At 70.3% G+C, this 24,555-nt stretch carries 21 protein-coding genes; 2 read left to right on the top strand and 19 right to left on the bottom strand.

Annotated features, from left to right (window positions below):
* Positions 1–16 precede the first annotated feature (16 nt).
* The gene (locus D451_RS0106125; RefSeq protein WP_017533788.1) at positions 17–901 is read left to right on the top strand and encodes a PaaX family transcriptional regulator; all 885 of its coding nucleotides are present in this window, start codon (positions 17–19) and stop codon (positions 899–901) included.
* On the opposite strand, the gene D451_RS0106120 is transcribed toward D451_RS0106125, so the two are convergent.
* The 6 genes from D451_RS0106120 to D451_RS0106095 all read right to left on the bottom strand — a co-directional run bounded on the left by D451_RS0106120 (position 891) and on the right by D451_RS0106095 (position 6,280).
* Positions 891–1,316 (bottom strand): RidA family protein, encoded by a 426-nt coding sequence (locus D451_RS0106120; protein WP_017533787.1) that lies wholly within the window; start codon positions 1,314–1,316, stop codon positions 891–893. The genes D451_RS0106125 and D451_RS0106120 overlap by 11 nt on opposite strands.
* Positions 1,316–2,143, bottom strand: a complete 828-nt coding sequence (locus D451_RS0106115; protein WP_017533786.1) for an enoyl-CoA hydratase family protein — start codon at positions 2,141–2,143, stop codon at positions 1,316–1,318. The genes D451_RS0106120 and D451_RS0106115 overlap by 1 nt, the downstream gene beginning before the upstream one ends.
* Entirely contained in the window at positions 2,140–2,904 is a 765-nt protein-coding gene (locus D451_RS0106110; RefSeq protein ID WP_017533785.1) for an SDR family NAD(P)-dependent oxidoreductase, read from the bottom strand. The genes D451_RS0106115 and D451_RS0106110 overlap by 4 nt, the downstream gene beginning before the upstream one ends.
* A gap of 198 nt (positions 2,905–3,102) precedes the next feature.
* Positions 3,103–4,077, bottom strand: a complete 975-nt coding sequence (locus D451_RS0106105) for a hypothetical protein (RefSeq protein WP_017533784.1) — start codon at positions 4,075–4,077, stop codon at positions 3,103–3,105.
* Positions 4,078–4,384: 307 nt separating this feature from the next.
* The gene (locus D451_RS0106100; protein WP_017533783.1) at positions 4,385–5,668 is read right to left on the bottom strand and encodes a glutamate-5-semialdehyde dehydrogenase; all 1,284 of its coding nucleotides are present in this window, start codon (positions 5,666–5,668) and stop codon (positions 4,385–4,387) included.
* A 165-nt stretch (positions 5,669–5,833) separates the two neighbouring features.
* Positions 5,834–6,280, bottom strand: coding sequence for a type II toxin-antitoxin system PemK/MazF family toxin (locus D451_RS0106095; RefSeq protein ID WP_014910596.1), 447 nt, complete (start codon positions 6,278–6,280; stop codon positions 5,834–5,836).
* 153 nt (positions 6,281–6,433) lie between these two features.
* Between D451_RS0106095 and D451_RS0106090 the strand changes: the two genes are divergently transcribed.
* Positions 6,434–7,183: an SDR family oxidoreductase gene (locus D451_RS0106090; protein ID WP_017533782.1), complete on the top strand. Its 750-nt coding sequence runs from the start codon at positions 6,434–6,436 to the stop codon at positions 7,181–7,183.
* Positions 7,184–7,190: 7 nt separating this feature from the next.
* On the opposite strand, the gene D451_RS0106085 is transcribed toward D451_RS0106090, so the two are convergent.
* The 13 genes from D451_RS0106085 to D451_RS0106025 form a co-directional block, all read right to left on the bottom strand.
* A complete protein-coding gene (locus tag D451_RS0106085) occupies positions 7,191–8,078 on the bottom strand; it encodes an alpha/beta hydrolase fold domain-containing protein (RefSeq protein ID WP_017533781.1) in 888 nt (295 codons plus the stop codon).
* A 109-nt stretch (positions 8,079–8,187) separates the two neighbouring features.
* Positions 8,188–9,351 carry a glutamate 5-kinase gene (gene proB / locus D451_RS0106080; protein WP_017533780.1) on the bottom strand — a complete coding sequence of 388 codons (1,164 nt, stop codon included), beginning with the start codon at positions 9,349–9,351 and terminating at the stop codon, positions 8,188–8,190.
* A 96-nt stretch (positions 9,352–9,447) separates the two neighbouring features.
* Positions 9,448–10,812, bottom strand: coding sequence for a GTPase ObgE (gene obgE, locus D451_RS0106075; RefSeq protein WP_014909836.1), 1,365 nt, complete (start codon positions 10,810–10,812; stop codon positions 9,448–9,450).
* A 131-nt stretch (positions 10,813–10,943) separates the two neighbouring features.
* Complete coding sequence (gene rpmA / locus D451_RS0106070) at positions 10,944–11,201, bottom strand: 50S ribosomal protein L27 (protein ID WP_014909492.1); 258 nt, start codon at positions 11,199–11,201, stop codon at positions 10,944–10,946.
* A 13-nt stretch (positions 11,202–11,214) separates the two neighbouring features.
* Positions 11,215–11,526: a 50S ribosomal protein L21 gene (rplU, locus tag D451_RS0106065; protein WP_014909257.1), complete on the bottom strand. Its 312-nt coding sequence runs from the start codon at positions 11,524–11,526 to the stop codon at positions 11,215–11,217.
* A 270-nt stretch (positions 11,527–11,796) separates the two neighbouring features.
* Positions 11,797–14,898, bottom strand: a complete 3,102-nt coding sequence (locus D451_RS0106060; RefSeq protein ID WP_017533779.1) for an Rne/Rng family ribonuclease — start codon at positions 14,896–14,898, stop codon at positions 11,797–11,799.
* A 158-nt stretch (positions 14,899–15,056) separates the two neighbouring features.
* A complete protein-coding gene (locus tag D451_RS0106055; protein ID WP_014910759.1) occupies positions 15,057–15,839 on the bottom strand; it encodes a TIGR03936 family radical SAM-associated protein in 783 nt (260 codons plus the stop codon).
* A 659-nt stretch (positions 15,840–16,498) separates the two neighbouring features.
* Positions 16,499–18,436 carry a TIGR03960 family B12-binding radical SAM protein gene (locus D451_RS0106050; protein ID WP_014911927.1) on the bottom strand — a complete coding sequence of 646 codons (1,938 nt, stop codon included), beginning with the start codon at positions 18,434–18,436 and terminating at the stop codon, positions 16,499–16,501.
* 167 nt (positions 18,437–18,603) lie between these two features.
* On the bottom strand, positions 18,604–19,785 hold the full coding sequence (rodA, locus tag D451_RS0106045; protein ID WP_017533778.1) for a rod shape-determining protein RodA: 1,182 nt from the start codon (positions 19,783–19,785) through the stop codon (positions 18,604–18,606).
* Positions 19,785–21,890, bottom strand: a complete 2,106-nt coding sequence (gene mrdA / locus D451_RS0106040; protein WP_014912752.1) for a penicillin-binding protein 2 — start codon at positions 21,888–21,890, stop codon at positions 19,785–19,787. The genes rodA and mrdA overlap by 1 nt, the downstream gene beginning before the upstream one ends.
* Before the next feature lie 4 nt (positions 21,891–21,894).
* Positions 21,895–22,455 (bottom strand): rod shape-determining protein MreD, encoded by a 561-nt coding sequence (gene mreD / locus D451_RS0106035; RefSeq protein ID WP_017533777.1) that lies wholly within the window; start codon positions 22,453–22,455, stop codon positions 21,895–21,897.
* Positions 22,452–23,351: a rod shape-determining protein MreC gene (gene mreC, locus D451_RS0106030; RefSeq protein ID WP_017533776.1), complete on the bottom strand. Its 900-nt coding sequence runs from the start codon at positions 23,349–23,351 to the stop codon at positions 22,452–22,454. The genes mreD and mreC overlap by 4 nt, the downstream gene beginning before the upstream one ends.
* Position 23,352: 1 nt before the next feature.
* Positions 23,353–24,387, bottom strand: a complete 1,035-nt coding sequence (locus D451_RS0106025; protein ID WP_014913012.1) for a rod shape-determining protein — start codon at positions 24,385–24,387, stop codon at positions 23,353–23,355.
* Positions 24,388–24,555 lie beyond the last annotated feature (168 nt).

Below are 24,555 nucleotides of genomic sequence, written 5' to 3'. Positions count from 1 at the left end.
TGGATATCGTGTCCTCATGATCACCAACAGCGAACGGGAAGAGGCGGTGTCCGGATCCTCCGACACCGACCGGGTCCTACGAGGGCCGCGCTCCCTGATCGTGTCGTTCTTCGGCACTTACGCCCGCGACGTGGGCGGATGGGTGGGGGTGGCCGACCTCATCGCGTTGATGGCCGATCTGGACGTCGACGGACCCTCGGTACGCTCCGCGGTCTCCCGTCTCAAACGGCGTGGCCTGCTGGTGTCCGAACGCCTGGGCGGGGCCGCCGGCTACCGGTTGTCGGAGGAGGGCCGGCGCATCCTCGCCGAGGGCGATCGCCGCATCTTCGGGCATCGGGTCGCCCGGGTCGAGGACGGTTGGGTCCTCGTGGTGTTCTCGGTGCCCGAGTCCGAGCGGAGCCGCCGGCACGCGTTGCGCTCACGGTTGACCCGGTCGGGGTTCGGGACCACGGCCGCCGGGGTGTGGGTGGCCCCGGCGCACGCCACCGACCAGGCCCGGGCCACCCTGCGCGAGCTGGACATGGAGGGGTACGCCGAGCTCTTCCACGCCGACCACCTGGGCTTTCGCGATCTGTCGGAGGCCGTGGCCCGTTGGTGGGACCTGCCCGCGCTCCAGGCCATGCACGAGGGTTTCCTGACCGAGCACGAGCCGGTGTTGACCGCCTGGCGTCGTCGGAGCCTCCGGGGCGAGGAGGGTCCGCGCAGGCGGAGGGCGGCCTTCGCCGACCATCTGCGCGCGGTGGACTCCTGGCGCCGCTCGCCCTTCCTCGATCCGGGTCTGCCCCCCGAACTGCTCCCCGACGATTGGGCCGGGGGCCGCGCCGCCCGGGTCTTCTCCGACCTGCACACCCTGCTCCGCGCCCCCGCCCTGGACCACGTGAGATCCACCCTCACCCCTTGAGCACCCCCACCCCCACCAGTTCGACGAGGGCGCCCGGTTCGAACAGGTCGGCGGCGCCCACGAGCGCCATGGCGGGATAGTGCCGTCCCATGTGGGCGCGGTAGGCGCGACCGATCTCGGTCTTGACCCGCCGGTATTCGGGGACGTCGGTGGTGTAGATGGTGAGGGAGACCAGGTGTTCGGGCGCTCCCCCGCAGGCTCGGAGGGCGGTGAGGAGGTTGGCCAGGGCCAGGTCGAACTGGTCGGCGAGGGATTCGGCGGCCAGACGCCCGTCGGGTCCGGAGGCGATCTGACCGGCCAGGTGGACGGTGCTCCCCGGCGCGGCCACCACGGCCTGGGCGAACCCCGGGTTGGGGCCGAGTTCGGGTGGTGAGACGAGGGTGTGCGGTGTGGACGACGGTCGAACGGATCCCATCAGCGTCCCTTCCATCGGGGTTCGCGCCGACCGGTGAAGGCGGCGTGGAACTCGGCGTAGTCCTCGCTTCGCATGAGGAGCGCCTGGGTCATGGCCTCCAGTTCGATCGCCCCGGACAGGCTCATGTCCAGCTCCCTGGAGAGCAGCGCCTTGGTCTGGGCGTAGGCGAAGGCGGGGCCCTCCGCCAGACGTCGGGCCAGACGGTCCACGGCCGCGTCGAGTTCGTCGTCCTCGACCGGAGGGTCGATCAGTCCGACCCGTTCGGCCTCGGCGGAGTCGACGGTGTCGCCGAGCATGAGGATCCGGGTGGCGTGGCCCAGACCCACCACGCGGGGCAGCAGGTAGGCGGCGCCCATGTCCGCTCCGGCCAGGCCCACCTTGGTGAACAGGAAGGCGAACCGGGCCGAGCGCGAGGCCACCCGGAAGTCGGCGGCCAGGGCGAGGACGGCCCCGGCGCCCGCGGCGGTCCCTTGGATCCCGGCGATGATCGGGACGGGGCACTCTCGCATCGCCCGGATGACCTCGCCGGTCATGCGGGTGAAGGCGAGGAGCTCGTCGGGGGCCATCTCCAGGGTGCGGCCGATGATCTCGTCGACGTCCCCGCCCGAGCAGAACCCCCGGCCTCTACCGCGCAGGACCAGCGCGCGGGTGTCGTCGCGGTGGGGCAGTTCGAGGAGCAGGTCCCGCAGGTCCGCGTAGGCCTCGAAGGTGAGGGCGTTGAGCCGTTCGGGGCGGTTCAGGGTGACGGTGGCGACGCCGCCCTCCCGTTCCAGGTCGAAGTGGTCCCACTGTTCGGTGAAGGGCGCGGAGGCCCGGTGTCCGCTCATCGTTGTGTGTCTCCTCCGTCGATGGTGAGGGTCTGGCCGTTGACGGCCCCGGCCAGAGGGCTCGCCAGGTAGGCGACGGCGGCCGCGACCTCCTCCGGTTCGATGAGACGCCCCAGGGGTGTGGAGGCGGCCAGGGCGCGTTCGGCCCGTTCGAGGTCGCGGCCGGTGCGTTCGGCGATACGGGAGATCGAGTGTTCGGTCAGGGGCGTACGGACGAAGGAGGGGCACACGGTGTTGGCGGTGACCCCGCCGCCGGCGACCTCGGCCGCGACGGATCGGGCCAGCCCCAGGACGGCGTGTTTGGCGGCGGTGTAGGCGGCGGTGTAGCGGGAGCCGGTGTGCGCGGCGGTGGAGGCCACGAAGACGATCCGCCCCCGGTCGCGGCGGAGCATGCCGGGCAACAGCGCCCGGGTGAGCAGGAAGGCGGAGGTGGCGTTGGCGTCGAGGTGATGCCGCCACAGGTCGAGGTCGGTGTCGGCCAGAGAGGCGCTGTGGGCGTCTCCGGCGTTGTTGACCAGGACGGAGACGGGGCCGAGGGTCTCGGCCAGGGATTCGACGGTCGCCGGATCGGTGAGGTCCCCGACGCGGGTGGCGACGTGGAAGCCCCGCTCGCGGGCGGTATCGGCCAGATCCGCGAGCCGTTCGGGGGATCGCCCCAGGGCGACCACCTCGTCCCCCGCCTCGGCGAGGGAGAGCACGACGGCCCTCCCGATACCTCCGGAGCCGCCCGAGACCACGGCGAGACGTCGCGTGTCAGCCATGCGGCGAACCTATCACTCGAACATGACCGTCGTCACGGGTTCGATATACGTCCGGAGCCCCTGAGGGAGGGGGGACGGATGAGGCGTCCGGGACGCCCAGGCCCGGCCCGGAGACGACGAAAGCGCCGACGTCCCAGGGGGCGTCGGCGCTTCGGTGAGAGGCGGGGTCGACGGTCGGCCCCGGAGCCTCCGTCGTGACTAGAAGGCGGGGCCGGCCTCCATGGCCTCCTCGATGGTCTTGGCGCGGGCCTCCTCGACCTGGTCCTCCAGCTCGGCCTCGTGGGCCTCGAAGTCGGCGGTCACCTCGGCGGCGAGGGCGCGCATGGCGACCTCCTGGGTGATGACGGAACCGCGAACGCGGTTGTTGTCGCCGATCTGGGCGGTCGGGGTGTTGTTCTCGGCCACCAGGTCGCCGCCGACGATGTTGTCGTCGATGTAGGCGCCGCCGGAGATACCGGTGACGGACAGATCGCCGTCGATGTAGTTGAGGGAGGCGCAGTAGGTGTCGTTGTCACCGGCGCCGACCGCGACCGGACCGGAGGCGTCGCGGTAGGTGGCGTCGCCCAGGACCTCGCTGTCGCACAGGATGCCGCCCTGCTCGGTGCCGGCGACGGTCAGGGCGCCGCGGACGACGCTGTCGTAGATGTCGGCGTAGACGGCGCCGTCGGCGTTGACCGGACCGGCGACGCGGGAGCCGTTGATGTAGAGCTCACCGGCGGTGGCGTCCACGGAGGCGGCGGAGGAGTCGACCACGAAGGTGAAGCCGTCGTTCGCGGCCCCCTCGGCGGCCTGAGCGCGCAGCGCCGCGACCGAGGTGCCGTCCTCCAGGTAGGTTCCGTAGGCTCCGTCGCTGACCACGTCGCCGTCGACGACGCTGTCGGAGGCGTCGAAGTAGGCGTCGTCGGCGACGGACACCTCACCTTCGATGGAGCCGCCGATGATGTGGAGGTTGGCTCCTCCCTCCACGGTGACGTCGCCCTTGATCGAGGTGCCGTCCAGGAAGCAGCTCGCTCCGGCCGGGACCTTCAGGTCCGTGGGCAGGGTGACCGCGCCGCCGTGTCCGGAGCACAGGGTGACCAGGCCGGCCTGGGCCGGGGTCGCCATCAGGGTGAGGCCTCCGAGGGCCAGGGCCGCCGTGGCGGTGGACGCCGCGATCTTATTCCCGAGCTTCATTCGGGGGATTTCCTTTCGTCGTGACCGGGGGAGGGCGCTCCTGAATCGAGTGCGGGAAGAGCACCGTTTGACACCACAGTGAAAGTACCGAGCTATGCCCGCTTTGGGAATACTTGGTCAGAGAAGATTCGCTGCTGTCCAGGTTTCCACCAGGAGAACGATTGTCGTGACACGCGTGACCTGCGTTACCTCTGTTGTGTAAGAGATCCTCGAAGGAGGCCCGTCTCGACGGGGAAAGGCGGAGGGGCCGCCCGATTCATCGGACGACCCCTCGTTATCGGAACCGTCACGGCCCCGATTCCCTTGTTCACCTCACGTGACCGTTCCCGGTGACCACGTACTTGGTCGACGTCATTTCGGTGAGACCCATCGGGCCCCTGGCGTGCAGTTTCTGGGTGGAGATACCGATTTCCGCCCCGAATCCGAACTCGCCTCCGTCGGTGAAGCGGGTGGAGGCGTTCACCATCACCGCCGCCGAATCCACGCGGGCCACGAAGTAGCGCGACGTGCTCAGTGAATCGGTGACGATCGCCTCGGTGTGCCGGGTGGAGTAGGTCCGGATGTGGGCCAGTGCCTCGTCGACGTCGGACACCACCCGCACGGCCAGATCCATGGACAGGTACTCGGTGGCCCAGTCCTCCTCGTCGGCCTCGACCACCGTCGCCCCCGTCGGGTGCGTCTCGGCGATCTCCAGGACCCGCCGGTCACCGTGGACGGTGACCTCGGCCTCGGCCAGCGCGGCCAGGACCTTCGGCAGGAAGGCCTCGGCGATCGCGTCGTGCACCAGGAGCGTCTCGGCGGAGTTGCACACCGAGCAGCGCTGCGCCTTGGCGTTGACCGCGATGGCCACCGCCTTGTCCAGGTCGGCGTCGACGTCCACGTACACGTGGCACAACCCCTCGCCGGTCTCGATGACCGGGACCGTGGAGTCGCGGACCACCGCCTGGATGAGGGAGCGACCCCCGCGCGGGATGAGGACGTCCACCAGCCCCCGCGCCCGCATCAGCGCGGTCGAGGACTCCCGGGTACGTCCCGGGACCATCTGGATCGCGTCGACCGGGACCCCGGTCCCCTCCAGCGCGTCCCGCAGCACCCCCACGATGGCGGTGTTGGAGGCATAGGCGGAGGAGGAACCGCGCAACAGGGCCGCGTTCCCGCTCTTGAGACACAGGGCGGCCGCGTCCACGGTGACGTTGGGGCGTCCCTCGTAGATGATCCCGATGACCCCCAGCGGGACGCGGATCTGCCGCAGGTCCAGACCGTTGGGGAGCACACCGCCGCGGACCGACTCGCCCACCGGGTCGGGCAGCTCGACGATCTCCCGGACCGCGTCGGCGATGGCCTCGATCCGCGCCGGGGTGAGGGTGAGACGGTCGATCATGGCCGGGCTCGTGCCGTCCCGCCGTGCGCGCTCGACGTCCTCGGCGTTGGCCGCCGTGATCTCGTCGGCCCGCTTGACCAGGGCGTCGGCGATCGCCGCCAGGGCGGTGTCCTTCACCGAACGGCTGAGCGTGGCGAGGTCGACCGCCGCGTTCCCGGCGCGCTCGGCCACCGCGTGGACCTCGCGCTCGATGTCGCTGTTGACTGTCATCTACCCGTTTTCCTAGTTCAGGTCCGCTGTGAACGGCGTCGCCCGCCACGTCGAAGGGACACCGGATCGAGGATCATCCCAGCGTATAGCGGACTCCCGGAGAACACACGGGATCGTCCACGGAGTGGGACGGCTCTCCCCCGTCGGGAAGGGCCGCCCCCACGGTCAGCGCCAGCCGTAGCGGTCGCGCAGGACGGCGGCGATCCGCCAGAACAGCTCCTCGTCCATCACGGCGGCCTCCCGACGGATGGCGGCCTCGTCGAACTCGAAGAGGCGGTCCATACGGACGTAGGAGTCGCGTCCCTCCCGGTCCCAGGGGCCGGAGCCGATCGGCAGCCAGTCCTGGCGCTCGTGGTCGTCCGGGCGCTGGGTGGAGAACATGAGGCCGTGCAGGCGCCGGCCCTTGCGGCCGATCACGAGCAGAGGACGGTCCTTGCCCTGACCGGCGTCCTCCTCGTAGGGCACCCAGGTCCACACGATCTCGCCCGCGTCGGCGAGTCCGTCCTTCTCCGGCGCGTAGACGAGCTTGGTGGCGTTGCGTCCGGTGGGCACCTCACGGACGTCGCCCTCGTTCGGATGGGGGTCGCTTTGCTGTGTCGTCTGTTGGCTCACGGTCGCATCCTAGGTCGTTTCCGGGGGCGGTCGGGGGCGTTCCCCTCTCCTCCGTCGTCCGAGGCCGGGAGGGGTCGGGGCGCGCGCCTCGGGGACCGCCCCGTACGATGCGCCGAACGACGCTCTACCGGACCGACCGCTCGGAGGACGCTCATGGGCAGGGGAACGATCATCATCACCGGAGCCTCCTCGGGCCTGGGCGCGGAGATGGCCCGTGGCTTCGCCGCGCTCGGATACGACCTGGGGTTGTGCGCGCGCCGCGTGGAACGTCTGGAAGGGCTGCGGTCGGAGATCTCCTCGGCCCACCCCGAGCGGCGGGTGGTGATCGAGGCGCTGGACGTCGACGACCACGAGGCGGTCTTCCGGGTCTTCGGAACGCTCGCCGAGGAGCTCGGGGGCGTGGACCGGGTGATCGTCAACGCCGGGCTCGGCAAGGGGGCGGCGCTCGGGACGGGGCGTTTCGACGCCAACCTGCGGACCGCCACGACCAACTTCGTGGGCGCGCTCGCCCAGACCGAGGCGGCCCTGGAGATCTTCCGCGCTCAAGGGCGGGGCCACCTGGTGATGATCTCCTCGATGTCGGCGTTGCGCGGCATGCGCAAGGCCATGACGGTCTACTCGGCGACCAAGGCCGGGGTGTCGTCCCTGGCCGAGGGGGTCCGCTCGGAGCGGATCCCCGGGGTCGACGTGTCCGTGATCCACCCCGGCTACATCCGCTCGGAGATGAACGAGCACGTACGGCAGCGGACCCGTTTCATGGTGGACACCGAGGTGGGCGTGCGTTCGATGATCGCCGCCATCGAGAGGCGCCGGGCCAAGGCCTACGTTCCGGCCTGGCCGTGGGTGCCGATCGGGTTCGCCATGCGGGTCCTGCCCCTGTCGGTGGTCCGCAGACTCACCTGAGCGCCGGTCACAGCCCCCGCAACCGCCTCAGGATCCGGTCGCGCGCCCGCCGGCCCTCCGGACACGGGACCAGCGGATAGACGTGGAAGAGCCCCTCGGCCTCCTCCAGATCCACCCGGACCCCGGCCCGACGCATCCGTTCGCAGGCCAGTCGCACGTCCGGGAGGAACAGGTCGTGCGTGCCCACGTAGACGTCGGTGGGCGGCAGCCCCTCCATCGAACCGTGGAGGGGGCTGAGCTCGGGCACGGACGGGTCGTCCCCTCCCGCCCAGGCCTCGGCGCTGATCCGTAGCCCGATCGAGGCCAGCCAGGGGTCCCGCGGCTCGATCTCAGCGATCTCCGGGTTGGTCATGGTGGCGTCCACCCACGGGGAGACGAGGATCGACCGTCCCGGAGTGGGGAGCCCCGCACCGATCACCCGCTGGGCCAGGGCGAGGGCCAGACCGCCACCGGCCGAGTCCCCGGCGAGGGCGACCCTCCGCGCGGGCACCGCGTCGATCAGTTCCCGGTACACCCTCTCCAGGAACGGGAGAGCCTCCCGGTGGGTGTGCTCGGGGGCCAGGCCGTACAGGGCGACCTCGACCCGCGTCCCCTGGTCGGCCATCCGTCCCGCCAGCCACCAGTGCCACGGGGTGATCGGGCCGACGTAGGCGCCTCCGTGCAGGTAGAGCACGGCCCGTTCCGGAACCCCGCCCCTCTTCGGCAGGACCGTGTAGACCGACCGCCCGGCCACCTCGCGCCGTCGCACGACGTGTCCCGGAAGGAGGAGTCCCGGCGGGATCGCGACCCCCTCGGACCCGGCCAGGCGCGCGCGGGCGGCGCGTTCGGTGGCCATCCTCGGCTTGCGGGTGGCGCGCAGGAGCAGGTTCAGGGCTCGGACGGACGGGCTCGGCACGGGGGATCGTTCTCCTTCGGGCGGTGCTGACGACAGCCTCACACGGCCCGGGACGACCCGCCCCGCGGCCCCTCCCCCGTCCCGGGGAGGGGCGGCGGCGATGTTCGGTTCAGAGGACGACGAGGTCGTCGCGGTGGACGAGCTCACGCTCGTAGGACGGACCCATCTCCCGGGCCAGCCAACGCGTGGAGCGTCCCATCAGGTCGGGGACCTCGGCCGCGTCATAGTTGACCAGCCCTCGGGCGACCACCGCGCCCGACTCGTCGCGCAGGTCGACGGGGTCTCCGGCGCTGAACTCGCCCCACACCTTCACCACTCCGGCGGGCAGCAGCGACGCCTTCTCCCGGACCACGGCCTCGACCGCGCCCGGGTCCAGGACGAGACTGCCCCGACCCGCCGTGGCGTGGGCCAGCCACAACTGCCGGGCGGAGGGGCGACGGCCGTCGGCCGGGGCGAAGAAGGTGCCCACCCGCTCTCCGGCCAGCGCGGCGCGGGCGTTGGCCGCGGAGGTCAGCACGGTGGGCACCCCCGCCTCGGTGGCGATGCGCGCGGAGTCGACCTTGGTGACCATCCCACCGGTCCCCACCCCGCGCTTGCCGCTGCCGCCGATGTCGATGCCGTCGAGGTCGGAGCGGTCGCGCACCAGACGCACCACCGAGGTGCCCTCTTCGGAGGGGTTCCCGTCGTAGAGGGCGTCCACGTCCGAGAGCAGCACCAGGGCGTCGGCCCGCATCAGGTGCGCGACCAAGGCCGCCAGACGGTCGTTGTCGCCGAAGCGGATCTCGTGGGTGGCCACGGTGTCGTTCTCGTTGACGATCGGCAGGGCACCGATGTCGAGCAGCCGCCGCAGCGTCCGCTGGGCGTTACGGTGCTGGACCCGTCGCATCATGTCCTCGACGGTGAGCAGGACCTGGGCCGCGGTGAGACCGTGCGCCGCCAACTCTGCGGTGTAGGCCGCCACCAACAGCCCCTGACCGACGCTGGCCGCGGCCTGCTGCGCGGCCAGGTCCCGGGGGCGGCGGGCCATCCCCAACGGGCTCATACCGGCCGCGACCGCGCCGGAGGAGACCAGGATCACCTCCTGTCCCAGTGCGCGCCGGGCCGCCAGGTCCGCGACCAGGTCGCGGATCCGTCCGGCGTCGATCAGACCGTCCGGGGTGGTCAGTGAGGACGATCCCACCTTGACCACGACCCTTCGGGCCTCGGCCACGGCCCGGCGACCGTCCGCCTCCAGAGGATCGACGTACTGCTGTCGGGTGTCTGCGCTGTGCACCGCGAGGAGCTTTCCATCCGTGGCACGCGCCCGGCCCGGGCGCGTGCGCTACCTGTGTGGATCCGGCTGGTGTGGAGCGGTCGGTCCCCGCGCGGGTCAGCCCAGCCGGGCGTCGGTTCCGCGCGGGCCGGACGGGACGGCCTCGGCGTCGAGCGAGTTGTCCCAGTCGAAGACCACCGAGTCCTCCTCGGTGCCGATGTGCACCTCGGCGCCCTGGGTGGCGCCGGCCTTGGCCAGGGCCTCCTCGATACCGAGACGGTTGAGACGCTCGGCGAGGTAGCCCACGGCCTCGTCGTTGGAGAAGTCGGTCTGACGCACCCAACGGGTGGGCTTGTCGCCGCGCACCTGGAAGGCGTTGTCGCCCAGGGCGACCACCTCGAAGGGGGTGTCGCCGATCATCTTGGGTCGCAGCACGATCCGGGTGGGCTCGGCCACGGGGGCGGCGCCGCGCGCGGCGGCCACCTGCTCGCCCAGGGCGAAGGAGAGTTCGCGCAGACCCTCACGGGAGGCCGCGGAGACCTCCATGACCTTGTAGCCGCGCTCCTCCAGCATGGGACGGACCAGCTCGGCGAGGTCGCGGGCCTCGGGGACGTCCACCTTGTTCAGCGCGACGACGCGCGGGCGGTCGGACAGGTCCACACCGGTCCGCTCACCGTAGGCGACCAGTTCGGCCTCCAGGGCCTCCAGGTCGCTGACCGGGTCACGGCCTCCCTCATAGGTGGCGCAGTCCAGGACGTGCAGCAGGGTCGAGCAGCGTTCGATGTGCCGCAGGAACTCCAGGCCCAGGCCCTTGCCGTCGCTGGCGCCGGGGATCAGACCGGGCACGTCGGCGATCACGTACTGGGTGGTCCCGGCCTCCACCACGCCCAGGTTCGGGACGAGGGTGGTGAACGGGTAGTCGGCGATCTTGGGGCGCGCGGCCGACATCGAGGCGATCAGGGAGGACTTGCCGGCGCTGGGGAAGCCCACCAGGCCCACGTCGGCGATGGTCTTCATCTCCAGGCGCACGTCGACGGCCTCGCCCTCCTCGCCCTTGAGGGCGAAGCCGGGGGCCTTGCGCTTCTTGGAGGACAGCGCCGCGTTGCCCAGGCCGCCGTGGCCGCCCTGGGCCAGGACCAGACGGGTGCCGTGACCCACCAGGTCGGCGACGAACTCACCGGCCTGCGTGGTGACCACGGTGCCGTCGGGCACGGTCAGGATCAGGTCCTCGCCGTTGGCCCCGGCGCGGTTGCCGCCCTGACCGGGGGTGCCGTTCTGGGCCGTGCGGTGGGGCCTGCGCTGGTAATCGAGGAGGGTCGCGGCCTGCGCGTCCACCTCCAGGACGATGTCGCCGCCGCGGCCGCCGTTGCCGCCGTCCGGACCGCCCAGCGGCTTGAACTTCTCACGATGCACGGAGGCGCAGCCATGCCCGCCGTTCCCGGCCTTGACGTGCAAGACCGCCTCGTCGACGAAGTCAGGCATTGTTCTCCCCGTTGATCGTGGCCACCGTCTCCTGACGGGGCCGGTACAGCACACGTGTCACCTGGTGACAACAACGAGGGCGGGCCAGTGTTCCCTGGCCCGCCCCCGAAGAAATCGCCGTCCGGCGCGACCTAGACCGCGGCCGGGACGATGTTGACGGCCTTGCGGCCGCGGAAGTTACCGAACTTGACCTCGCCGTCGACCAGGGCGAACAGCGTGTCGTCGCCACCGCGGCCCACGTTCGCACCGGGGTGGAACTTGGTTCCACGCTGACGGATGAGGATCTCGCCGGCCGAGACGGTCTGACCGCCGAAGCGCTTCACGCCGAGGCGCTTGGCGTTCGAGTCACGACCGTTCTTGGTGGAAGAAGCGCCCTTCTTGCTTGCCATGTGTCCAGGCCTCCTACTTCGCCGCGATGCCGGTGACGCGCACCTGGGTGTGCTTCTGGCGGTGCCCCTGGCGCTTCTTGTAACCGGTCTTGTTCTTGTACTTCATGATGTTGATCTTGGGGCCCTTGGTCTCGCCGAGGACCTCGGCGGTGACCGTGTAACCGCTCAGCTTGTCCGCCTCGCTGATGACGTTGTCACCATCGACCACCAGGATCGGCTGCCACGTGATGGTGGCACCGGTCTCGTCGGAGACCTTGTCGATGTTCAGGACGTCATCGACAGACACCTTTTCCTGTCGGCCGCCCGCTCGCACGATCGCGTACACCGGTGAACTCTCTTCCTGCTCGCTCAACGAATAATGCGCTCACTCAGGACCGTGATGCCACGATCCACAAATCGCCTGTAGCGGGGCGCGGGGATCTGAGGGAAACAAACCCACCTTGATGGAGAGCACTGCGGTCTCGGGGCGCGCGAACATTCGAGGCGCGCCGACGCACCGTCCATCAGATTACCATCGCCCCGACACAGGCCCGCACAGATGCTCTGGTCCGGACCGGTTCGTCACCGATCCGGACCAGATGTCGTCCCGCCCGTATCAGCCCGCGTCGACCGTGGTCTCGCCCGAGGGCGAGGACACCGCGGTCCTGGTCCGCCGCGTACGGCGGCGCTTGGGCCGTTCGGTGGCGCTCTCGGCGTCACCGTCGGCGGTCGTCCGTGTGGTGGAGGCGTCCGAGTCGTCCTCCACCGTCGCCCGCTCACCCTCACCGGCGTCGACCTTGGCGGTCTTGCGGGTGGTGGTGCGCCGGCGGGTCCTCTTGACCGGGGCCTCCTCCTCGGAGGGGGCCCCGGCGGCCTCCTTCTCCTCGGTGGGCTCCGTCACGGCCTCGGTGGGCTCGTGGGAGGTCGCCTCGGTCTTCTTCGCCCTGGAGGCGCGCTTACGGGTCTTCTTGGCGGGGGCCTCCGCCGCGACCTCGGTGTCGTCCGTTCCCTCGGGAGCGGCCGTCTCCGCGGTCTCCTCGACCCGCTCGGCGTCCTTGTCGGACTTGTCGGCGGCCTTACGGCTCCGGGTGCGCTTGGCGGGCTTGTCGGCCTTCTCCGAGCGTCCCTCGTCCGCGGCGGGCGCCTCGTCGGTCTCCACGGCGACGGCCGTGTCCTCGACGGGCTCCTCGACCTTCTCGGTCCTGTCCGTCTTCTCGGCCTTGTCGGAGGCCTGGTCGGCCTCGCCCTTGCCCTTCTTCTTCTTGCGACCGCCGTTGCCGCCGCCCTTGTTCTCCACCGGTTCGGTGGAGAGCAGCAGGCCGCGACCGTTGCAGTGGTCACAGGTGTGCGAGAAGGCCTCCAGCAGCCCCTGGCCGACCCGCTTACGGGTCATCTGGACCAGGCCCAACGAGGTGACCTCGGCCACCTGGTGCTTGGTCCGGTCCCGGGACAGGCACTCCAACATCCGGCGCAGCACCAGGTCGCGGTTGGACTCCAGCACCATGTCGATGAAGTCGATGACGATGATGCCGCCGATGTCGCGCAACCGGAGCTGACGGACGATCTCCTCGGCCGCCTCCAGGTTGTTCTTGGTGACCGTCTCCTCCAGGTTGCCGCCCTGGCCGGTGAACTTACCGGTGTTGACGTCGACCACGGTCATGGCCTCGGTGCGGTCGATGATCAGCGAACCACCGCTGGGCAGCCACACCTTGCGCTCGAGCGCCTTGTTGATCTGCTCGTCGATCCGGTAGGCCGCGAAGACGTCACGGTCCTCGGTCCAGTGCGACAGCCGCTCGGAGAGGTTGGGCGCCACGTAGTCGACGTACTCGTGGACGGTGGTCCAGGCCTCGTCACCGGAGACGACCAGGCTGGAGAAGTCCTCGTTGAAGACGTCGCGGACGACACGGACGGTCAGGTCGGGCTCGCTGTTGAGCAGGGACGGGGCGCCGGCCGACTTGGACTTGCGCTTGATGGAGTCCCACTGCTTGGCCAGACGCGTGATGTCGCGCTCCAGCTCCTCCTCGCTGGCGCCCTCGGCCGCGGTCCGAACGATCACGCCGGCGCCGGAGGGCATCACCTTCTTGAGGATCTGCTTGAGGCGGGCGCGCTCCTTGTCGGGGAGCTTACGGCTGATCCCGGTCATCGAACCGCCGGGCACGTACACCAGGTAGCGGCCGGGCAGGCTGATCTGGCTGGTCAGACGGGCGCCCTTGTGGCCGATCGGGTCCTTGGTGACCTGCACCAGGACGGACTGACCGGACTTGAGCACCGACTCGATGCGCTTGGGCTGGCCCTCCAGACCGAAGGAGTCCCAGTTGACCTCGCCGGCGTACAGCACGGCGTTACGGCCCTTGCCGATGTCGACGAAGGCGGCCTCCATCGACGGCAGCACGTTCTGCACGCGGCCCAGGTACACGTTGCCCACGTAGGAACGGTGGGTGGCCCGGTCGACGTAGTGCTCGACGAGGACGTCGTCCTCCAGGACCGCGATCTGGGTACGGTCGCCGGTCCGACGGACCACCAGGTCGCGCTTGACCGCCTCGCGGCGGGCCAGGAACTCCGACTCGGTCACGATCGGGGCGCGACGGCGTCCCTGCTCACGCCCCTCGCGGCGGCGCTGCTTCTTGGCCTCCAGACGGGTGGAGCCGCGGACCGCCTGGACCTCGTCCTCGATGGGACGCTCCTGGCGCGGCTCGCGCACCTTGACCACGGTGTTGGGCGGGTCGTCCACGGCGGTCTCGCCACCGGAGCCGGAACGGCGCCGCCGACGACGGCGGCGACGGCTGCTACCGCGCTCCGAACCGTCCTCGGAGGTGTCCTCGGAGTCCTCGGAACCCTCGTCGTCGGCCGTGTCGGTCTCGGAGGCGGACCGGTCGTCCTTGTCACGGCCTTTGGCCGTGTCGGTCTCGCCGGAGGCGTCGCCGCGCTCCTCGTCCTCGGTGCTCTCCTCGGCGCCGCGCGAACGGCCGCGTCCACGACCGCCCCGACGGCGCCGACGACGCCCGGGACGCTCCTCGGCGCCGGTCTCCTCGGCGGCGGAGGCCCGCTCGGTCTCCTCGGGCTCCTCCACCTGCTCGGGTTCGGGCTCGACCTCCTTGCGGGGTCGGGTCGGAGCGCTCTCCTGCGCCACGGGGGGCTGGAAGAGCATGCCTCCGGGAGGAGTGAAGAGCGCGCCCGCCGCCTCGGCGGTGGGGGTGGTCTCGTCCTCCTCGGCCTCGACCGGCTCGGGCGCGGGGGTCTCCACGCTCTTGGTCGCACGGGTGCGCGTCCTGGAACGAGAGCGGCTCCGGCCGCTGTTCTCCTTCTCCTCGGTCGCCTCGACCCGGGTCTTGCGCGACCCTTCGTCGGGCTCGGCGGCGCGCGAGTCGACGCGTCCCTTCTCCCGGGACGCGCGGCCTCCCGCCGCCGCCTCGGAGATCTCCTCGGGGCGACCCGCGGCGCGCACGGTGCGCTTACGCGAGGTGGAGGTCCGGACCGAGGTCTTGACCGTACCCACCTCACCGGAGCCGGCGAGGGTGGTCACCGGGGCGGCCGGCGGGGTGAAGACCTCGTCCGGTTCCGGGGGCGGTCCCGCCGCGCGGCGAGCGCCCTTGGCGGGCGCGGGTGTGGTGACCCGGACCCCGCCGTCCCCCTTGGAGGGCGTCGCCGCCTTCTTCTCGGTTGTTTCAGTTGTACCCACGGCGCCTTCGGCACCGTTGTTGGGCTCGTTGTCGAGCATCCGGGCGGTCTCCCGTCAGAGCCCTCGGGCACACCGCGACCTTACGGCCCGCGGCGCGGCTCACGAGAGCTGTCGTCGCTGTGTCAGCGCCGACGGCACCTGGGTGCCGCCGGGGCAGAGTCCTGTGGTTCCGCCCATGTCCCCCGCCGTAAGACCACTCATCGGCGTGGGCCCGTCATGGGCGGTGACGGCCGTGGTGCGCGGGTGCGTCGATCGTTCGTCTCATCGTTCGCGGACCCGGTGCTCTCGTTGGTGGGAGCCTCGGTCCGGTCCGCGTCGAACGGGTCGGCGATCGCACCTGTCACCTCGTCCAGTGGCCCCTGCGCCAGCCGGGTCATCATGGGAGATGACGGCGGCGCGAGGTCGGCCAGTCGACGAAGGCCGGTCAGCACGTCGTCCGGTCGCACAGCAGGTGTCGTGTGCCGTACGACCATTCGAAGTATGGCATATGTCGCGTGTCGCTCCCCTGGGACGCGCCCAGAGGTCCCACCGCTCACGTCGATGTCGAGAACGGCCGGGCGGGTGTCGAACCGGCGTCGACCCTTCTTCGTCACCCGTTCCACTTCGACACTGTCGGTGGCCAGGTAGGCGTCCACCGCTCGGGTGGCCTCGTCGGGGTCGACACCGTCCATCCTCACCTGCCACAGGGAGGCCTGGAGGCGATCGGCCAGACCCGGGATACGGGCCTCGACGACCTCGACGACGTCGATGCCCTCGGGCATGGCCGCGTCGATCGCGTCCCTGACCTGTTCGGGTCGGCGGTCCTCGGCGAGGGTGAGCTCAAGATACTCCGCCTCGCTGGCGACCCCTGTGGGGGCCGCACCGGTGTAGGAGATCTTGGGGTGCGGTGAGAAGCCGGCGGAGAACGCCACGGGTACGGAGGCCCTGCGCAGGGCTCTCTCCAGTGCCCGGGCGATGTCACGATGGCTCGCGAAACGCATGCGTCCGCGTTTGGTGTAGCGGACGCGAAGCCGTTGGCCGGGTTTGGTGTTGGAGGGTGAGGTGGTGCCCTCGTTTACGGGGGGCAGCTCAACTCCTTTCCTCGTGTCCCCCTGCGTATGGGCCGGTGGTCGGCGACCCGAAGGGGCTGTTCCTCGTCCTGTTCAGCGTACGGTGCGCCGTGGTGCACCCGCGCCGGCAGGACCGCGCTTACCGATATCTCCCCCGCCGACCCCCGATCGAAAAGTCCCGACCGGGTCCAAGAGGGGCTCGGGGCGGTGTTCACCACCAGAACACGGGGGTCGCGGAAAAAAATCCAAAGAAAATCCGCAACCCATGGCAACCGCCCACCGCACCCGCGAGTCTTACTTCACGTACGGCCCGGCGCGAGCGGGGCGCCGGGCCGTACACCTTCTCCCCGGGCGGCTCCCCCATGAGAGCGAAGAGCACCCGGCGCGCGCATTTTACTCCTTTTTCTCCCAGGGCACCCGAGGCCCGGATCTCGTCATGTCCGGCCCCTCGTCCCACACCCCCACTCGGACCCTCCCCATCGAGGAACGCCCGAGCGTCGCCCCGTACCCCTCCGCCTCTCCCCACGCCCCTCGGACACACCACGGGCGCGCGGAGAGGCTCTCCACGCGCCCGTGGGCGATCGAACGGGTCAGATCACGGACAGGGGGAGCATCGGCCGTCCCCCGGCGTCGTCGTTGATCTGGATCTCTGTCCCCATGGTGGGGCAGACACCGCAGTCATAGCAGGGGTTCCAGCGGCAGTCGTCGATCTCCAACGACTCCTCGCCGTGCAGAGAGTCCTGCCAGTCCTGCCACAGCCAGGAGCGGTCGAGACCGGCGTCCAGGTGGTCCCAGGGCAGGACCTCCTCCTCGGAACGCTCGCGGGTGGTGTACCAGTCCACGTCCACGCCGGTCCCCGCCAGCCCCTCCTCGGCCGCCTTCATCCAGCGGTCGTAGGAGAAGTGCTCGCTCCAGCCGTCGAAGCGACCGCCCGCGTTCCAGGCCTCCTCCACGACCCGGGAGACCCGACGGTCCCCTCGGGACAGCAGTCCCTCGATGATGGAGGGGCGCCCCTCGTGGTAGCGCAGACCGATGGACTTCCCGTACTTGCGGTCCCCGCGCAGACGGTCCCGGAGCTTGCGCAGCCGGGCGTCGACGTCCTCGTGCGAGGTCTGTCCGGCCCACTGGAACGGGGTCTGCGGCTTGGGGACGAACCCGCCGATCGAGACGGTGCAGCGGATGTCCTTGCGACCGGTCACCTCACGGCCGGTGCGGATGACCTCGGTGGCCAGGTCGGCGATGGCCAGGACGTCCTCGTCCTCCTCCGTGGGCAGGCCGCACATGAAGTACAGCTTCACCTGCCGCCACCCCGCCGCGTAGGCGGCGGTGACGGTACGGATGAGGTCCTCCTCGGTGACCATCTTGTTGATCACCCGACGCATCCGCTCGCTGCCGCCCTCGGGCGCGAAGGTCAGACCGGAGCGGCGACCGTTACGGGTCAACTCGTTGGCGAGGTCGATGTTGAAGGCGTCGACCCGGGTCGAGGGCAGCGACAGACCGGTGTTGGTCCCCTCGTAGGTGTCGGCGAGGTTCTTGGCGATATCGCCGATCTCGCTGTGGTCCGCGCTGGAGAGCGAGAGCAGCCCGACCTCCTGGAAGCCGGAGTTGCGCACGCCCTCCTCCACCATCTTCTGCACGGTCTCCTGGTTGCGCTCGCGGACCGGGCGGGTGATCATCCCGGCCTGGCAGAAGCGGCAGCCGCGGGTGCAGCCGCGGAAGATCTCCACGCTGTAGCGTTCGTGCACGGACTCGGCCGTCGGAACGATCGGGCTCTTGGGGTAGGGCCACTGATCCAGGTCCATGACGGTGTGCTTCTGGACCGTGTTCGGCACCCCGTCGCGGTTGGGGACGTAGGCGGCGATCCGCCCGTCCTCGTGGTAGGAGACGTCGTAGAAACGGGGGATGTACACCCCGCCGGTGGCGGCCAGGCGCAGGAGCAGCCCGTCACGGCCCCCGGGCTCGCCCTCCTCCTTGAACTCGCGGATGATCTCGGTGATGGCGATGGAGATCTCCTCGCCGTCCCCCAGGACGACGGCGTCCAGGAAGTCGGCGATGGGCTCGGGGTTGAAGGCCGAGTGGCCGCCCGCGAGCACGATCGGATCCTCCTCGGTCCGGTCGGCCGAGCGACGAGGGATGCCCGCCAGGTCCAGCGCGGTGAGCATGTTGGTGTAGCCCATCTCGCTGGCGAAGCTCAGACCCAGCACGTCGAAGGCGCGGATCGGCCGGTGGGCGTCCACCGTGAAGTGCGGGACGCCGTGCTCGCGCATCAACCGCTCCAGGTCCGGCCAGACGGCGTAGGTCCGCTCGGCCAGAACGCCCTCGCGTTCGTTGAGGACCTCGTAGAGGATCTGCACCCCCTGGTTGGGCACGCCCACCTCGTAGGCGTCGGGGTACATGAGCGCCCAGCGCACCGTCGCCTCGTCCCAGTCCTTGACCACGGAGTTGAGCTCACCGCCCACGTACTGGATCGGCTTTCCCACCTGGGTCAACAGGGGTTCGAGGCGCGGGAAGAGACTTTCGACGGACATGGTGTGGGCCTTCGATCGGCGGACAACGTGTCTGGCCGGGGCTGACGCCCGAGCGGTGCGTTCCGGGCCGGGTGCACGGGCGCACGATGTCACCAGGCTAACCGCTCTCGAAGGACCACTCCCCTGGACCGCGTGCTCCGGGGCGCGTTCGGGCCCCGGAGCCGACCTCACTCGAAGCCGCGGTCCCGGGAGTCGACCCCCAGCACCAGCCCCAGGGCGAGCATGTTGGCGAGGATGGCGGTACCGCCGTAGGAGACGAACGGCAGCGGCAGACCGGTCACCGGGAGGATCCCCAGGCCCATCCCGATGTTGATGAAGGCCTGGAAGCCGAACCAGGTGGCCACCCCCACGCACAGCAGGCGCGGATAGGGCGTGTCGCACTCCCGGGCCACCCGCAGGATCCGCCAGATCACCACGGCGAAGAGGACGATGATCGCCCCGGCCCCGACGAAGCCGAGTTCCTCTCCGGCCACCGTGAAGATGAAGTCGGTGTGCTGCTCGGGCACGAACCGGCCGTGGGTCTGCTCCCCCTGGAACAGCCCGGTGCCGTCGAAGCCGCCCGACCCCACCGCGATGAGCGCCTGGGCCGAGTTGTACCCCGCGCCCTGCGGGTCGGCCGCGGGGTCCATCAGGGTGGCGATGCGGTCCACCTGGTAAGGCTCCAACAGGTCGAGCCACCACACCATGAACGCCCCGAAGGCCCCGGTGGCCAGCATGCCGGCCACCCACACCACCGGGGCGCCGGACAGGGTGAGCATGCCCAGGAAGATCGCGCACAGCACCAGGGTGGTGCCCAGGTCGGGCTGGAGCATGACGAGCCCGAGCGGGACCGCCACGGCCAGCAGGCACAGGAGCACGTCGCGGGTCATCGGCCGCGTCTCGCCGTCTCGGGGTTCCCCCAGCAGTGTGGCCAGGAGCAGGATCAAGCCCACCTTGGCCAGCTCACTGGGCTGGAACTGGAAGCCGGCGATGACGATCCATCCGCGCGACCCGTTGATGACCGCGCCCAAGGGCGTGAGCACCAGGATCAGGCAGACGACCGTCACCCCGTAGACGATCGGGGCGTAGGCGCGGACCGTCCGATAGTCGAGGCTCGCCACCACCAGGCACACCACCGAGGCCACGCCCAAGTGCGCCAGGTGGCGGATGAGCGCGTCGATCGTGTCCCTGGGGTCGCCGCCGTCCCCCGGCAGGGTCGCCGACCAGACCAGGAGCGCCCCGATACAGCCCAGGACGAGCACCGAGACGATCAGGATCCAGTCCAGGCGCCGGACGCTGCCCGCCGCGGTGGCCGCGGTGCGCCCGAACCCGGAGCCCTGGTTCCGGGGCATGCCCATGTGGATGTTCATCATCGCTCCAGGGGATCGATGGAACCGTCCGTGCGGACGGTGGGCAGGTCGGAGTACGGCTTACCGCCGGGCAGCAGCTCCTTACCGCCCCCGAGCCCATAGATGGCCTTGTAGATGTTGCTGGCGATGGGCGCGGCCGTCTCACCACCGGTACCACCCTGCGAGACCAGCACGACGACCGCGTACCGCGGATCGTCGGCGGGCGCGTAGGAGGCGAACCAGGACGAGACCTGTCGCTGCTCGGCGTCGGCGCTACCGGTCTTGCCGGCGACGGCCACCTGGTCCTGCGGGAAGTCGCCGAAGGCGCCGCCACCGGTACCGGAGCGGGTCACCTCGGTCAGGGCCTCCTGGAGGTAACGGATGGTCTCGTCGCTGACCGGGACCTCCTGCTTGACGGTAGGCTCGATGGGCTCGACCCGCGAACCGTCCGCGGAGACCAGGGCCTTGGCCACGCGGGGCTCGTACAGGGTGCCGCCGTTGGCGATGGCCGCGTAGGCGGAGGCCAACTGCAACGGACTGACCAGCACGTCGCCCTGGCCGATCGCGAAGTTGACGGCCTCGTTCGCCCGCCACTCGAAGCCCTCCACACAGTGCTCGTGCGCGAGCTGTTTGAGGTAGGCCGCGTGGGACGGGTTGCTCTCGGCGATGTCCGGATAGCCGTCCTCGGCGCGGGCGCAGTTGGCCTCCCGGGTCTCCTCCCAGAAGGTGCGCTTCCACTCACGGTCGGGGATGCGCCCCCCGGTCTCGTAGGGCAGGTCCACGCCGGTCGGCGAACCGAAGCCGTAGCCGCGGGCCATCTCGGCCATGGCCTCGTCCGGGTCTCCGTCGGGGTGCAGGCCGCCGTCCTTGAGCCACATCTGGTAACCGAAGTTGTAGAAGACGGTGTTACAGGAGGCGACGATGGCCTGCTTGAGGGTGATGCTGCCCTGCCCCGCGCCCGCGTAGTTCTCGTAGCTCTGGCCGGCCAGGGTGACCGACCCGGGACAGGCGTAGGTGCTGCGCAGGGAGTACCCGTTCTCGACCGCGGCCGACAGCGACGACACCTTGAAGGTGGAGCCGGGCGGGTAGGTGCCCTGGACCGCTCGAGAGAGCAGGGGCTCGCCTGCCTCCTCGCTGAGCATCTCGTCGAAGGTCTTCTGGTCGATGCCGCCCTGCCAGATGCTCGGGTCGTAGGTGGGCATGCTCGCCATGGCGACCACGCCGCCGTTGGTGACGTCCAGGACGACGGCCGCGCCCGAGTCCGCCTTGTACTTGGGGCGGGCTCCGGCCATACCCTCGGCGAGCGCCTTCTCCGCGGCCTTCTGCACCTCGATGTCCATGTGGGTGATGAGGTGGCGACCGGCCACGGGGAGTTCCTCGGAGATCACGTCCATGACCTCGCCGTGGTTGTTCACCCCCAGCGTGCGCAGACCCGGGGTACCGCGCAGCTCCTTGTCGTAGACGGCCTCCAGACCGTCACGACCCACCTGGTCGACCCCGGTGAAGCCGGTGCGCAGCTCCTCCCTGGCGTCCAGCTCCTCCTGGGTCACCGGTTGGAGGTAGCCGAGCATCTGGCCCGCGTGCTCGCCCTGGGGGTACTCGCGCACGGCGTGCGCCTGCGCGGTGATCCCCGGGAAGTCGTCGGACTTCTCCATGATCTGGAGCGCGAGGGGCCCCTCGACGTCCTCGGCGAGGGTGACGGGCTGATAGGGCGATCCGGGCCAGCAGGGACGCTCCACCTCGGGGCCGCACAGCCGCATACGCTGCTGGAGTTTCTCCAGGGGGATGTCGAGCACCTCGGAGAGGTCGCTCAGGACCTTCTCCCCGCCGTCGTCCATCCTCTGCAACTCGTGGTAGTCGGCCGAGACGATGAGCTCGGTGCGGTTGTTGACCAGGGGGCGTCCGGCCGCGTCCAGGATCTGGCCGCGGGTGGCGGGGACGACCAACTCCTGGTGATGGTTGGCCACGGCCAGCTCACGGTAGTGGTCGGCCATGGGCACCTGGAGGTACCACAGCCGACCGATCAGGACCGCGAACAGGGACAGGACCAGGAACTGGGCGAGGATCAGACCGAGCCGACCGAGCCTGCGGCGCGGTACGGCGGGGTCGACCGGCAGTCTTCGCATGAGGTCACCACCCGCCCACGGAGGTCGGACCCTGGATCGTGGCGTACTCGTCCTCCGCCAGGAGCGTGCGCGCCCACAGGATCGGCAACAGGGCCAGCGGCCCGAACAGGGTGGTCAGCAGCGTGCCGATACCGACGTTGGAGGCCACCGCGGACACCGTGATGTGCGCGTCCCCCATGATCATCCCGACGAGGGCGTACCCCAGGCCCACGCCCACGGAGGCGACGGCGGTGACGCCGACGGCCGCCCAGCGCGAGACCCGGGCCCCGCTCCCCCCGCCCAGACCGGCGTTGGAGTGCAGCAGCGAGATCAGGTAGGCCGCCACGCAGAGCACCAGGGTGTAACGCCCCATGGGGTGCTCGGCCGGCGGCAGGACGTCCATGGCCAGACCCGCCGCGAAACCGCACGCGGCGGCCGCGGCGGGCCCGGTGGTCAGGGCGACCGCGACCACGGCCGCCAGGACCAGGTCGGGGCCGGGCCCCCACTCGAAAGGGAGCCGATTGACGACCGTGGCCTGGACGAGCACCGTGACGGTCACCAGGAACAGCGTTACCAGAGCCCTCACTGGTCCCCCTTCGGGTCGGGCTTGGGCGGCAGAACGGAGTCGCGCGGGTCCTCCGCCGGGCCCTTGACGACCACGCCCACCATGTCCAGCGCGGCGAAGTCCACCGCGGGGGTGATCCGGGCGATCCGGCTGAGCGCTCCGGGCGCCACCTGGACGTCGTCCACGGTCCCGATCGGGACCCCGGGAACGAAGGGCGCCCCCTCGTGCGAGCCGAGGGTGACCACCCGGTCCCCCTTCTCGATCGGGGCCTCCATGTCGAAGAGCTCCAGGGTCATGTCGGCCTCCGGACCGCCGAGGACGCTGCCGCCGGTGATCGAACCGATCTTGCGGGTCCCCTCCAGCCGGGCTCCGACCGAGGAGTTCACGTCGGTGGCGAGCTTGACGGTGGAGGTGCGCGGCCCCGCCTCGACGATCCGACCGACCAGACCGGAGCCGTTGAGCACGGTCATGTCCTTGCGGATACCGGATTCGGTTCCGGCGTCCAGGGTGGCGGTGTGGGCGTAGCCGTGGGCGGTGGTGCGGGTGACGGACTGGGCCGGAACGATCTCGTAGCCCCCGAGGCCCGACAGGTGCAGCAGCTCGTCGAGCTGCTCGGAGCGGTGTTCGTCGATCCGGGTGGAGTCGAGCTCGGCCCGCAGTTCGGCGTTGGCCGTCTCCAGCTCGGCGATGCGCGCGGCGCTCTCGTGGCTCTTGCGCAGCCCGTCGTAGAAACGGCCGGCGGGCTCGGCGAACACGCCCACCCCGGCCGAGGCCGGCACGAAGGCGATTTCTCCGCCGGCCCTGGCCAGCGAGGTCACCGCGTCGTTCCCCGGTCGGGAGTCCAGGACCATGAGGACCAGGGCCGCCGCGACCAGCACGGCGAACAGCACGCGGGACCGTGAGGAGTCGCGGAGCATGTCAACGCCGCCGTTCCGGAACGAGGACCTGGTGGAGACGCTCGTAGTTCTCCACGCACGTCCCGGAGCCGACGGCGACCGAGTCGAGCGCGTTCTCGGCGACGTGGATGGGCATCCCGGTCTCGTGCAGGAGACGCTCGTCGAGTCCGCGCAGCAGGGCCCCGCCGCCGGTGACGGCGACCCCCCGGTCCATGATGTCCCCGGACAGTTCGGGCGGGCACTTGTCGAGGCTGGTGCGGACCGCGTCGATGATCGCGGTGACCGGCTCCTCGATGGCCTGGCGCACGTCCGATTCGGACATGACGATGGTCTTGGGCAGACCGCTGATGAGGTCGCGGCCGCGCACCTCGGCGTGGAGCTCCTCCGCCCCCGTGGGGTAGGCGGATCCGATGGCCACCTTGATCTCCTCGGCGGTGCGCTCCCCGATCATCAGGGAGTACTCCTTCTTGATGAAGGTCATGATCGCCTGGTCGAGTTCGTCCCCGCCCACCCGGATGGACTGCGAGGTGACGATGCCGCCCATGGAGATGACGGCCACCTCGGTGGTGCCGCCGCCGATGTCGACGACCATGTTGCCGGTGGGTTCGTGGACGGGCAGCCCGGCGCCGATCGCGGCGGCCATGGGCTCCTCGATGATGTAGACCCGGCGGGCCCCGGCCTGGTAGCCGGCCTCCTTGACGGCGCGGTGCTCGACGGAGGTGATGCCGCTGGGCACCGCGACGATGATCCGGGGTTTGGCGAAGTGCCGACGCCGGTGGATCTTCTGGATGAAGTAGCGGAGCATCCGCTCGGTGACCTCGAAGTCGGCGATGACGCCGTCCTTCAGTGGGCGGATCGCGGTGATGTTGGTGGGTGTGCGCCCGATCATCTGCTTGGCATCGATACCCACCGCCACGATCTTGCCGGTCGAGGTGTTGAGCGCGACCACTGACGGCTCGTTCAGGACGATCCCGCGGCCGCGCACGTACACCAGTGTGTTGGCGGTACCAAGGTCGACGGCCATGTCCCGGCCGAGAAATGCAAGGTTGTTCGGCATGTCACGTCCTCAGAGGCGCCGTGGCGGGCGTGTGCGCGCGGAGCGACCTCGGGTAGCCGTTCCGACACGGTATGTATCCAGTCCTCCGTATCGTAACGGTCCGCACTTAGTCCGCTACGCAAACACACCGAATCGTTGCCTCACCACCGGACGGACACCGTGGAGAAG

The sequence above is a fragment of the Nocardiopsis alba DSM 43377 genome, from assembly GCF_000341225.1.
Taxonomy (GTDB): Bacteria; Actinomycetota; Actinomycetes; order Streptosporangiales; family Streptosporangiaceae; genus Nocardiopsis; species Nocardiopsis alba.
This window is presented reverse-complemented; position numbering and strand designations above follow the sequence as displayed.

Bases quoted from the DNA above. Each gene is read 5' to 3' on its own strand.
- D451_RS0106125 (WP_017533788.1), top strand. From the start codon at position 17: ATGATCACCAACAGCGAACGGGAAGAGGCGGTGTCCGGATCCTCCGAC.
- D451_RS0106120 (WP_017533787.1), bottom strand. From the start codon at position 1,316: ATGGGATCCGTTCGACCGTCGTCCACACCGCACACCCTCGTCTCACCA.
- D451_RS0106115 (WP_017533786.1), bottom strand. From the start codon at position 2,143: ATGAGCGGACACCGGGCCTCCGCGCCCTTCACCGAACAGTGGGACCAC.
- D451_RS0106110 (WP_017533785.1), bottom strand. From the start codon at position 2,904: ATGGCTGACACGCGACGTCTCGCCGTGGTCTCGGGCGGCTCCGGAGGT.
- D451_RS0106105 (WP_017533784.1), bottom strand. From the start codon at position 4,077: ATGAAGCTCGGGAATAAGATCGCGGCGTCCACCGCCACGGCGGCCCTG.
- D451_RS0106100 (WP_017533783.1), bottom strand. From the start codon at position 5,668: ATGACAGTCAACAGCGACATCGAGCGCGAGGTCCACGCGGTGGCCGAG.
- D451_RS0106090 (WP_017533782.1), top strand. From the start codon at position 6,434: ATGGGCAGGGGAACGATCATCATCACCGGAGCCTCCTCGGGCCTGGGC.
- obgE (WP_014909836.1), bottom strand. From the start codon at position 10,812: ATGCCTGACTTCGTCGACGAGGCGGTCTTGCACGTCAAGGCCGGGAAC.
- rpmA (WP_014909492.1), bottom strand. From the start codon at position 11,201: ATGGCAAGCAAGAAGGGCGCTTCTTCCACCAAGAACGGTCGTGACTCG.
- D451_RS0106060 (WP_017533779.1), bottom strand. From the start codon at position 14,898: ATGCTCGACAACGAGCCCAACAACGGTGCCGAAGGCGCCGTGGGTACA.
- D451_RS0106055 (WP_014910759.1), bottom strand. From the start codon at position 15,839: ATGCGTTTCGCGAGCCATCGTGACATCGCCCGGGCACTGGAGAGAGCC.
- D451_RS0106050 (WP_014911927.1), bottom strand. From the start codon at position 18,436: ATGTCCGTCGAAAGTCTCTTCCCGCGCCTCGAACCCCTGTTGACCCAG.
- rodA (WP_017533778.1), bottom strand. From the start codon at position 19,785: ATGAACATCCACATGGGCATGCCCCGGAACCAGGGCTCCGGGTTCGGG.
- mrdA (WP_014912752.1), bottom strand. From the start codon at position 21,890: ATGCGAAGACTGCCGGTCGACCCCGCCGTACCGCGCCGCAGGCTCGGT.
- mreC (WP_017533776.1), bottom strand. From the start codon at position 23,351: ATGCTCCGCGACTCCTCACGGTCCCGCGTGCTGTTCGCCGTGCTGGTC.
- D451_RS0106025 (WP_014913012.1), bottom strand. From the start codon at position 24,387: ATGCCGAACAACCTTGCATTTCTCGGCCGGGACATGGCCGTCGACCTT.